This window comes from Nocardioides sp., assembly GCF_051876515.1.
Lineage (GTDB): Bacteria > Actinomycetota > Actinomycetes > Propionibacteriales > Nocardioidaceae > Nocardioides.
Genome location: NZ_JBJEHY010000121.1, coordinates 1 through 10,692 on the forward strand (window position 1 = coordinate 1; position 10,692 = coordinate 10,692).

The 10,692-nt window shown below is 70.9% G+C and carries 10 protein-coding genes and 1 tRNA gene; 10 read left to right on the plus strand and 1 reads right to left on the minus strand.

Annotation, left to right across the window (positions count from 1 at the left end; translation table 11 throughout):
* The 9 genes from ACI379_RS08795 to ACI379_RS08835 all read left to right on the plus strand — a co-directional run.
* On the plus strand, positions 1-763 hold a 763-nt coding region (locus ACI379_RS08795; RefSeq protein WP_439791710.1), incomplete at its 5' end, for a glycine--tRNA ligase.
* A gap of 209 nt (positions 764-972) precedes the next feature.
* Entirely contained in the window at positions 973-2,064 is a 1,092-nt protein-coding gene (locus ACI379_RS08800; RefSeq protein ID WP_439791711.1) for a hypothetical protein, read from the plus strand.
* 69 nt (positions 2,065-2,133) lie between these two features.
* On the plus strand, positions 2,134-3,273 hold the full coding sequence (gene dusB, locus ACI379_RS08805) for a tRNA dihydrouridine synthase DusB (protein WP_439791712.1): 1,140 nt from the start codon (positions 2,134-2,136) through the stop codon (positions 3,271-3,273).
* Between the two features lie 245 nt (positions 3,274-3,518).
* Positions 3,519-4,328: an SH3 domain-containing protein gene (locus ACI379_RS08810; RefSeq protein WP_439791713.1), complete on the plus strand. Its 810-nt coding sequence runs from the start codon at positions 3,519-3,521 to the stop codon at positions 4,326-4,328.
* A 171-nt stretch (positions 4,329-4,499) separates the two neighbouring features.
* A complete protein-coding gene (locus ACI379_RS08815; protein WP_439791714.1) occupies positions 4,500-5,372 on the plus strand; it encodes a hypothetical protein in 873 nt (290 codons plus the stop codon).
* A gap of 49 nt (positions 5,373-5,421) precedes the next feature.
* The gene (locus tag ACI379_RS08820; protein ID WP_439791715.1) at positions 5,422-6,693 is read left to right on the plus strand and encodes a deoxyguanosinetriphosphate triphosphohydrolase; all 1,272 of its coding nucleotides are present in this window, start codon (positions 5,422-5,424) and stop codon (positions 6,691-6,693) included.
* 64 nt (positions 6,694-6,757) lie between these two features.
* On the plus strand, positions 6,758-8,671 hold the full coding sequence (gene dnaG / locus ACI379_RS08825) for a DNA primase (protein WP_439791716.1): 1,914 nt from the start codon (positions 6,758-6,760) through the stop codon (positions 8,669-8,671).
* Between the two features lie 55 nt (positions 8,672-8,726).
* On the plus strand, positions 8,727-9,233 hold the full coding sequence (locus ACI379_RS08830) for a hypothetical protein (RefSeq protein WP_439791717.1): 507 nt from the start codon (positions 8,727-8,729) through the stop codon (positions 9,231-9,233).
* A 78-nt stretch (positions 9,234-9,311) separates the two neighbouring features.
* Positions 9,312-9,387: transfer RNA gene (locus ACI379_RS08835), tRNA-Asn, on the plus strand.
* A 242-nt stretch (positions 9,388-9,629) separates the two neighbouring features.
* Here ACI379_RS08835 and ACI379_RS08840 read toward each other — a convergent pair.
* Positions 9,630-10,061, minus strand: coding sequence for an Hsp20/alpha crystallin family protein (locus tag ACI379_RS08840; protein WP_439791718.1), 432 nt, complete (start codon positions 10,059-10,061; stop codon positions 9,630-9,632).
* 127 nt (positions 10,062-10,188) lie between these two features.
* Here ACI379_RS08840 and ACI379_RS08845 point away from each other — a divergent pair, with 127 nt between their 5' ends.
* Positions 10,189-10,464 (plus strand): MerR family transcriptional regulator, encoded by a 276-nt coding sequence (locus ACI379_RS08845; RefSeq protein ID WP_439791719.1) that lies wholly within the window; start codon positions 10,189-10,191, stop codon positions 10,462-10,464.
* The last annotated feature ends 228 nt before the right edge of the window (positions 10,465-10,692 follow it).

Sequence of the window (10,692 nt, forward strand, 5' to 3'; positions counted from 1 at the left end):
TGAGTTCGAGCAGATGGAGATGGAGTTCTTCGTGAAGCCGGGCGAGGACGACGAGTGGCACCAGTACTGGATCAACGAGCGCCTCAACTGGTACGTCGACCTCGGCGTCGACCGCGACAACCTGCGCCTGTACGAGCACCCCAAGGAGAAGCTGTCGCACTACTCCAAGGGCACCACCGACATCGAGTACCGCTTCCGGTTCACCGGCTCGGAGTGGGGTGAGCTGGAGGGCATCGCCAACCGCACCGACTTCGACCTGTCGACGCACGCGGAGCACTCGGGCAAGGACCTGTCGTACTTCGACCAGGCCAACAACGAGCGCTACGTCCCGTACGTCATCGAGCCCGCGGCCGGTCTGTCGCGCAGCCTGATGACCTTCCTGGTCGACGCGTACGCCGAGGACGAGGCGCCCGACACCAAGGGCGGTTCCCGCACGCGCACCGTGCTCCGCCTCGACCCGCGCCTGGCGCCGGTCAAGGTCGCGGTGCTCCCGCTGAGCCGCAACGCCGACCTGTCGCCCAAGGCGAAGGGCCTGGCCGCGGAGCTGCGCCGCAACTGGAACGTCGACTTCGACGACGCCGGCTCCATCGGCAAGCGCTACAGCCGCCAGGACGAGATCGGCACGCCGTACTGCGTCACGGTCGACTTCGACACCCTCGAGGACAACGCGGTCACCATCCGCGAGCGCGACTCGATGAGCCAGGAGCGGGTGAGCCTCGAGGGCATCACGCGCTGGTTCGCCGACAAGCTCGTGGGCTGCTGACCCTCGTTCCACGCTGCTCGGACGCCGCTGCGGCCCCGCCCCTGGATGGCGGGGCCGTTGGCTTTCCCCGTCGAGGAGAGGGTTCGGTTGTCGGGCTTGCGGTGCTGCCTCCCTTGCGCATAGCGCTGCGCGCGACAGCGGGGGGTGCCAAGATCGGGCCGACCGGCAGTCGGTGGATACGACGTGCAGGTTGAACGAAGGGGGAACAGGTGAAGAGTTCGATCATCGCCTTCTTGGGCGTCGTGCTGGCACTGGCGGCGCAACCCGTCGCCCAGGCTGGCCCAGTGACGGGTCAGGAGTCCCCGACGGCCGGATCGGCTGGCGAGGTCGTCCGCGTCCTGCGCCCCGGCCAGCTCGACCGGGGGCACAACGCACGGATCGCCACCCTCCAGGACGACCGGTTGCGCCCGGGCGACGGCAGCGGTGCCTTCCGGGTGGACGTCCCGCACCGGCCCGGCCGCCTGCACCTGTTGGGCCGGTCCGGGGGCGACTGGCTGGTGGCGGCCGAGGCGACGTCGCGGGGGCGTGTCTACCGGGTCCGTAAGGGTCGCTCCCCGCAGGTCGTGCCCCGCACCCGGTGGCGCGTCGCACCGGGCGTCCACACCGGCTGGGCACTCTCCCGGGACGGGCGCCGGTTGGTCAAGTCGCGCTGGTTCGACCTGTCTGCACGACAGGTAGTCCACGACGCGGTGAGCGGCGACGTCGTGGCCAGGGCGGACCTCCAGGACTGGTGGGCGCTGCCGCTGGACGCGGACTCCGGGAGCGTCCTGACGAGGCTGTCTGTGTGGAGCGAGGCGTACGAAGAGTTCACCTCCGACATTTACGAGTGGCGGCCCGGCCAAGAGCGCCGGCTGGTCGCAGAGGACACCAACGCGGGGTTCATCGCTCGCGACCTGATCTTCGTCGACACCGACTACACGAACACCTACGGCCCCACCTCGTTGGCCGCCCCGGGCACGCCGGCCTGGGTGGCGCCGTTCAGAGCGGTCGACGTCTCACCCGACGGCACTCTCGTTCTCGGCCTCGCCAGCCAACCCGTCGACGGTCGACGTGTCCTTGAGGTGCGACGCATGTCGGACGGCGAGCTCCTCGATGCTGTGGCCTTCGACCCCTCGACGCCGTCCGGGGGGCGGGACGATGAGACGGCCAGGTTCGAGTCCAACCGCGCCTTCGTTCTCGAGCTCGCCCACAAGGGCGGCTCGCTCCTCGTCCGATGCACGCTCGCCGGGCGATGCACCCGCGCGTCCGATCGAGGCGGCCCCGTCACTGTTCCGTACGAGCAGTACGTGGACGGCACATGAGACCGGTCCTTCCGCCGCTGGACTGATGAGATTTGTGGCGTTGCGGTGACGGCGCGGACAATGGGAGCCATGTCCGCCGTGCCCTCCCACCTGCAGCTGGGATCGCTGCGCGTCGACACGCCCGTGGTCCTCGCGCCGATGGCCGGCGTCACCAATGCCGCCTTCCGTCGCCTCTGCGCCGAGCAGGGCGCCGGCCTCTACGTCTGCGAGATGATCACCTCGCGCGGGCTCGTCGAGGGCGACGAGGGCACCCGTCGGATGCTGGTCTTCGACGAGCTCGAGTCCGTCCGCTCGGTGCAGCTGTACGGCACCGACCCGACGTACATCGGCAAGGCCGTCGAGATCCTCTGCAACGAGTACGGCGTCGCGCACGTCGACCTCAACTTCGGCTGCCCGGTGCCCAAGGTCACCCGCAAGGGCGGCGGCGGAGCGCTGCCGTACAAGCGCGGTCTTCTGGAGGAGATCCTGACCTCCGCGGTGAAGGCGGCCACGCCGTACGACGTGCCGGTCACGATGAAGACCCGCAAGGGCATCGACGAGGACCACATCACCTACCTGGACGCGGGTCGGATCGCCGAGCAGACCGGCACCGCCGCGATCGCGCTGCACGGGCGGACCGTGCAGCAGGCGTACTCCGGTGAGGCGGACTGGGAGTCCATTGCCCGTCTGGTCGACCACGTCGACATCCCGGTGCTGGGCAACGGCGACATCTGGGAGGCCGGCGACGCGCTGCGCATGGTCGAGGAGACCGGTGCCGCCGGTGTCGTCGTGGGGCGCGGTTGCCTGGGCCGTCCGTGGCTCTTCCGCGACCTCGCTGCCGCCTTCGCCGGGGAGGAGAGCCGGGCCCTGCCCACGCTGGGCGAGGTCCGCGCGATGATGTTGCGCCACGCAGAGCTCCTGAGCGAGCACATGGGCGAGGAGCGGGGCTGCAAGGAGATCCGCAAGCACATCACCTGGTACCTCAAGGGCTTCCGGGCCGGGGGAGAGCTGCGCAAGCAGCTGGGCCTGGTCACCTCGCTCGCCTCGCTGGCCGAGATGCTCGAGCAGCTCGACCCCCACGAGCCGTTCCCGGCCGGTGAGCTGGGCGCGCCGCGGGGCCGCCAGGGCGCCCCGCGGGCCAAGGTCGTGCTCCCCGAGGGGTGGCTCGACGACGCCGACGGACGCGGGTGCGTCGTACGTGAGGATGCTCACGAGGTCACGGGCGGATAACGCTCACGTCACGCGTAAGTCACGCCCCAGGGGTGGAGTGACACCGATGAGATTTCTCGGCGTTGATTGCCCCTGACGTCCGGGAGTGTGTTTCACTCGTCCGACGTCAGCATCGGCCCGTCCCCGCGAGCCTTCCCCCGTACTGACCCACCCCTGTCAGCAATCAGCAAAGGATCAGCGCTGTGGCACAACATCGCCACAAGCGGGAAACCAATGCCCGCAGGAACATCCGACGAGCAGCAAGTGTGGCCGCACCGGCCGCGATGCTGCTGACGGCCTCGGCCGTCGGGCTCGGAGTTCTCACCAGCGAGACCCCGTCCGGGCAGGATCTGCTCGCCGACAAGGCTCGCAACGTTCCGCTCACCCAGTCCATCACCCAGGCCCAGGCCGCCGAGGCCCGCGACGTCCCGGTCTCCCGCTCCCAGCAGCGCACCGCGAAGGCCGACCCGTTCGCCCGCACCTCGCAGGAGACCAAGGCGGCGGTCCGCAAGGCCAAGCAGAAGCTCTGGACCACCGCAGACCTCAACCTGTGGGACGCCCCGGACGACAAGGCCACCCAGGTCGGCCTGGTCGACGCGATCGAGAAGGTGCTCGTCACCGGGCGCCGGAGCAACGAGCGCGCCGAGATCGTCCAGGAGGGCAAGACCTTCTGGGTCACCGCGGCCTACCTCTCCGAGGAGAAGCCCGACCCGGGCCCCAACCTCGGCGGCGCCTGCACCAACGGCACCTCGGTGCCCAGCGGCGTCGACCCGTCGATCACCAAGGTCCACGCGGCCGTGTGCGCCAACTGGCCCGAGGTGACCACGTACGGCACCTTCCGCAGCGACGGCGAGCACGGTCAGGGTCGCGCGGTCGACATCATGATCTCCGGCGGCACCGGCTGGGAGATCGCCGATTTCCTGCGCGAGAACTACGCGGCGCTCGGCATCGAGTACATCATCTACTCGCAGAAGATCTGGTCCGTGGAACGCTCCGGCGAGGGCTGGCGCGGCATGTCCGACCGTGGGTCGGTCACCGCCAACCACTACGACCACGTGCACGTCACGGTCTACTGACACCGGCTCCGAGCCGTACGACGCCGCCGCTGCCCCGAGCAGCGGCGGCGTCGGTCTTTTCGGGTGGTCGACAACCAGACCCGTCCGGCGGGCGTCCCAGCGGTACGACGCGTCGTCGGCCGGCGGCGCGCGGAGGGGCTCGGGACTCCTTGGACACACAGGAGGGCCGTCATGGACGTACGCCACGTGCTGGTCGCCGGGGCACTGCTCCTGGGCGTGGGCTGCGCCGCCCCGCCCGACGCGGCGGAGCCGTCCACGTCGCAGCCCGACCGGCTTGCGGAGGAGTCGTCGTCGGGTGACGCCGCAGGGACCGGGGAGGCCGCGGAGGCAGACGCCGACCCGCGCGCGACGAGCACGGCGATGCCCTCCCTGCGCGGGCTCACGGCCGGGGCGGCCATCGAGCAGCTCGGCCAGCTCGACGTGTCGTCGTCGTGGGGACGCCCGGTCGTGGTGCGCTGCGGCGCCCGACCCCGCACGGTCGTACGGCAGCGCCCGGCTCCCGGGACGCCGTTGACCACCGACTCCGTCGTCCACGTCCGGATGGCCGCCCTCGACCTCGCGGAGTTCCGCGGGCCGTGCTCGCCGGGGTACCAGCCGGCGGGGGAGCACCGGGACGCCGACGTCACGCTGGCCCGGACCTTCTACCGCTTCGCGGCCGACCCGGAGCTGGCCTCGCCGTTCGCCGACGGCGAGGTCTGGGTCGGCATCGAGGACGGGCTGCGCTCGCAGCTCGTCGCCGGTGACGCCCTCAGGGACCTGTCGGCGTGGCAGATCGAGGGATCCTACGCGGAGTTCAGCGGACCGTTCTCCGCCCTGGACCTCGTGGCCGCCAGCGGCGGCTACTACGACGTCGAGGGTTCCGTGACGCCCACGTGCGGGTTCGGCAACGGCCGGGCTCCCGCGGAGCTGACGGGGTTGAGGCCGGTCACCCTGGTCGTCCCGACCGACAGCGCCTCCTCCTGCATGGAGTGGTGGGCGGTGACGCTCTTCGTCGACGAGAGGGACCGGGTCGCGGGGGTCGCCCTGCGGCACGGTGCGCCCTGAGCCAACCCGTTCCCGGTCGGCGTCACCGGCCGCGGTTAGGCTCGCCGCGATGAGTCCCGACCACCTGTACGACGACGCCGACCGCGAGCGGATCGTCCCCGAGCCTCCGAAGCGGGTCGACGCCCCCGTGCGCACCGCCTTCGAGCGGGACCGGGCGCGCGTCGTCCACGCCGCCGCGTCGCGTCGTCTGGCGGCCAAGACGCAGGTGGTGGGTCCGCAGACCGACGACTTCGTGCGCAACCGCCTGACCCACAGCCTCGAGGTGGCCCAGGTGGCCCGCGACCTGGCCCGTGCTCTGGGCTGCCACCCCGACCTCGCCGAGACGGCCGCCCTCGCGCACGACCTGGGCCACCCGCCGTTCGGCCACAACGGCGAGCGGATCCTGGCCGAGCTCAGCCACGACGCCGGCGGCTTCGAGGGCAACGCCCAGACGCTGCGGCTGCTGGCCCGGCTGGAGGCCAAGACGTTCGACGGGCGCGACCGCTCGGTCGGGCTCAACCTGACCCGCGCCACCCTCGACGCGTGCACCAAGTACCCGTGGTCGCGCAGCGAGGCGCCGGAGCCCGGGGGTGTCCACGCCGACGGCACGCCCCGGTTCGTGGTCAAGTTCGGCGTGTACGACGACGACCGCGAGGTCTTCGACTGGCTGCGGGCGCCGGCACCGGGCCGTGGCAAGTGCATCGAGGCACAGGTGATGGACCTGGCCGACGACGTCGCGTACTCGGTCCACGACGTCGAGGACGGCATCGTCGCGGGACGCTTCCAGCTCACCGCGCTCGACACCGACGCCCTGTGGCACACCGTCCGCTCGTGGTACCTCCCCGACGCCGCCGACGCCGAGCTCGACGCGGCGCTGGCGGGGATGCGCGCGATCGGGAGCTGGGCCACCGCCCCGTACGAGGGCACCCGCCGCGGGCTGGCGGCCCTGAAGAACCTCACCAGCGACCTCATCGGCCGGTTCTGCGGCAGCGTGCAGGAGGCCACGTTCGCCCAGGGCGACGGCCCGTGGGTGCGGCACGGGGGAGACCTGGTGGTTCCCCGGCAGACCGAGGTGGAGATCTCCGTGCTCAAGGGGATCGCCGCCCACTACGTCATGCAGGCCGACGACCGGGTCGCCCTGATGGCCCGCCAGCGTGAGCTGGTGGCCGACCTGTTCACGACGATGCTGGAGCGGGGGCCCGACGCCCTCGACCGGCCGTTCGTCGACGACTGGGAGGCCGCCGGGGACGACGCGGCTCGGGTGCGCGTGGTCGTCGACCAGATCGCGTCCCTCACCGATGCGAGCGCCGAGTCGCGCCACCGTGCGCTGACGACTTCCTGAGCCGTCCTCCACAGATCCACCGGCGGCACCTCGCCCGCGGGGCCGCGGCCGTAGACTCCGAGGCGTGCTGGGCCGTATCCGTGACGACGACATCGCCGAGGTGCGCGAGAAGGCGCGCATCGACGACGTGGTCGGCTCGTACGTCACGCTCCGGCGGGCCGGCGGCGGCTCCCTGAAGGGCCTGTGTCCCTTCCACGACGAGAAGTCCCCGTCGTTCCACGTCACCCCGGCGCGGCAGATGTTCCACTGCTTCGGCTGCCAGGAAGGCGGCGACGTCATCGCCTTCCTGATGAAGATCGACGGGCTCACCTTCATCGAGTCCGTCGAGCGTCTGGCCGAGAAGTACGGTGTCCAGCTGCGCCGCGAGGGCGGTGACGACAAGCCCGAGCGTCCCCGCGGCCCCGCGCGCGGCCGGCTGCTCGAGGGGCACAAGATCGCCCAGCAGTTCTACGCCGAGCAGCTCCTGACCCCCGAGGCCGCCAAGGCGCGCCAGTTCCTCGAGGAGCGCGGGTTCGACCACGCCGCGGCCGAGCTGTTCGGGGTCGGGTTCGCCCCCAGCGGCGGCGAGGCGCTCTACCGGCACCTGAAGGGTCGCCGGTTCACCGACGAGGAGGTCGTCGCGGCGGGTCTGGTCGCCCAGGGTCGGTCGATGTACGACCGGTTCCGCGGTCGTCTGCTGTGGCCGATCCGCGAGGCCAGCGGCGAGACGATCGGGTTCGGGGCTCGCCGGATCTTCGACGACGACCGGATCGAGGCGAAGTACCTCAACACCCCCGAGACGCCGATCTACAAGAAGTCCCAGGTGCTGTACGGGATCGATCTGGCGCGCCGCGAGATCGGTTCGAGTGGGCAGGCCGTCGTCGTCGAGGGGTACACCGACGTGATGGCGTGCCACCTGGCCGGCGTGAAGACCGCGGTGGCCACGTGCGGCACCGCGTTCGGTGAGGACCACGCGCGGGTGCTGCGCCGGTTCGTCAAGGACGACCAGTCCGGCGAGGTCATCTTCACCTTCGACGGTGACGCGGCCGGGCAGAAGGCCGCGATGCGGGTCTTCGAGAACGACCACATGTTCACCTCCCCGACGTACGTCGCGGTCGCGCCCGACGGTCTCGACCCGTGCGACCTGCGGCTCCAGCAGGGCGACGAGGCGGTGCGCGAGCTGGTGTCGACGCGGCGCCCGCTCTACCAGTTCGCGATGGAGAACGTGCTCGCCCGCTACGACCTCGACCGCGCCGACTCCCGCGTGGACGCGCTGCGTGCGGCCGCGCAGATGGTCTCCAGCGTCCGCGACTCCTCCAAGGTGGACGCGTTCACCCGCGAGATCGCGCAGATGATCGGCGTCGACGTCGAGCAGGCCCGCGCCGAGGTGCGGAAGGCCGCGTCTCGTCCGGCCGAGAAGAAGCCGCAGCACACCGAGCGCCGGGCCGTTCCCCCGGCGGGCCCGGCCGTGCCGGGGCAGCAGGACGGCCCCCCGGCGGCGCCCCGACGCCCGATGCCGCGCCTCGACGACCCGCGGTACGCGATCGAGCGCGAGCTGCTCAAGGTGGTCCTGCAGGACCCGACGACGGTGGGCCGCACCACGACGTACGTCACCGTCGACGACTTCACGCACCCGGTGTGCCGGGCGCTGTGGGCGGCCGTGATGGCCGCGGGCGGCGTCGAGTCCGGTGCGGGCGACCCGGGCTGGGCCAACCGGGTCCTGGCGAGCGCCACGGAGCCTCTCGTGCAGCGGACCGTGACGGCGTTGGGCGTGGAGCCGGTGCGGCTGGCCAGCGAGCTGACCGTCCAGTACGTGCTCGCGCTGGTGCACAAGCTCCAGGAGCTGACGGCCACGCGCCGCATCGACGACGTGAAGTCGCGCCTGCAGCGCACCAACCAGGCCACCCAGGCCGACGAGTACACCAAGCTCTTCTCGCAGCTCGTCGTCCTCGAGCAGCACCGACGTACGCTGCGGGACCGTCTCGCAGGCGAGCAGTGACCCGACTCCGGTGCGGCCGCCGCACGGGTCGTACGAGCACACGAACGGGAGAACGATGAGACGCACCACCCGCACGCCCAAGCCGTCGGTGGACCTGCCCCGCGGCGAGAAGCTGCTGGCGTGGGCGACGGGCGAGGACGGCACCGTGCTCGCCGGGTCCCAGGACGCGCTGTACGTGCTCGTGCCCGGGGCCGAGCAGCGTCGGGTGCCGTGGGAGCAGGTCGAGGCTGCCAGCTGGGACGTCGAGTCGGGCACGTTGCGCGTCAGCGAGGTCGGCACGTGGGGCGAGCAGCGTCCCGAGCACGCGGTCGCGCTCGAGACGCCGGGCCGCCTGCTGGAGCTGCTGCGGGAGCGGGTGACGGCCAGCATCGTGCTGCAGCGCCACGTCGAGCTCTCCCCGCGCCAGCACATGCGCGTGATCGCGCGACGCGCCCCGCGCGGAGCCGCTGAGATCTTCTGGATGTACGAGTACGACGAGGGCGTCGACCCCGACGACCCGGCCGTACGCGCCGCCGCCGAGGAGGCGCTGGCCGGCGCCCGCCACGACGTCGGGCTCGACTGAGGAGAGACGCTCGCGAGGGGGACCCGATTTCCACTCTCGCCGGGGTCCTTGCTACTGTTCCACCCGCTGCACAAGCGATCCCCTGTAGCTCAACTGGCAGAGCATTCGGCTGTTAACCGGAGGGTTGTTGGTTCGAGTCCAACCGGGGGAGCCAGAGAATCGGCCCGTGACCTGCGAAGACGCAGGCCACGGGCCGTTTCGCTTGTCCGTCGTTGCCAGGTGGAGAACCGTGGCACCTCCACAGGTGTGAGCGATGCAGCATCGATCCACGGTTCCCACTCGTCGCGGCTGTTGGCAAGCGGGACCCTTCCGGTGGCCTGCACGGGGCCGCAGCTCACTGCGTAAGGGCTCGGCTCTCGTGCAGGCCCTCCGGGACTCGGCCGTGTGCCGGTCGGTTCAGGCGGAGATCTCTGCGGGCTTTCCGATGTCCGGGCTGCTGGAGATCTCAATCTTGCGCGGCTTGGCCTTCTCCGCGACGGGTACGACGACCCGCAGCACGCCGTCGGTGTAGGCGGCCTCGACACGATCGAGGTCGAGGTTGTCGCCGAGCACCAGCTGCCGGCTGAAAGCGCCCTTGGGGCGCTCGGAGGCCAGAGACTCCCAGTCGCTGTTGCGGGCGACGCGCTCGGCGCGGACGGTGAGCACGTTGCGCTCGACGTCGATGTCGATGCTCTCCCTGGCCACCCCGGGCAGGTCGAACTCGATGACGAACCGTTCGCCCTCGCGCCACGCGTCCATCGGCATGGCCGCCGGGCGGTTAGTGGTGCCGAGCAACTGCTGGGTCAGACGGTCGAAGTCGCGGAACGGGTCGGTGGTTCGCAGCAGCATGACTTCCTCCTCATGATTCGTGTGGGTTCCTTCAACTCCCACAACCTGTATCAGTAGTTACACATTTCTTATACTGGCGACGACAGGGAAGTTCAAGCGGACGTGCGGAGGAATTTCGGAGGTGGGCGTGACCGACAGGCACCACGGTGTCTTCGCCATCTCGGTTGCCGCCGAGATGGCCTCGATGGAGATCCAGAACTTGCGCGTGTACGAGCGCCGCGGGCTGCTCCAGCCCGCCCGCACCTCCGGCGGCAGCCGGCGGTACAGCACCGCCGACGTCGAGCGCCTGTGCCGCATCGGCGAGCTTCTCGCCGACGGCCTGAACCTCGTGGGGATCGCTCGGGTGCTGGCTCTGGAGGACCGGATCGAGGTCCTCGAGCAGCAGCTCACCGACGCTGGCTGAACCTCCGTCACGGTGGCGCCAGTGGGAGAATGCCGCCCTCCGAGGTGGGTGCCTGTGCTGCAGGTGAACGGGCTCCGGGACGTGCTCGACCCGACGGTGCGCGGCGCGATCCGGAGCTGGCGAGGTGGCTCAACGAGCGCGCCTCCTTGGGTGAGATCGACCTGAGGGTGCACGACCTCCTTGCCCGACGACCAGGTGTGGGACTACCTGGCCTCTCTGGACGTCTCC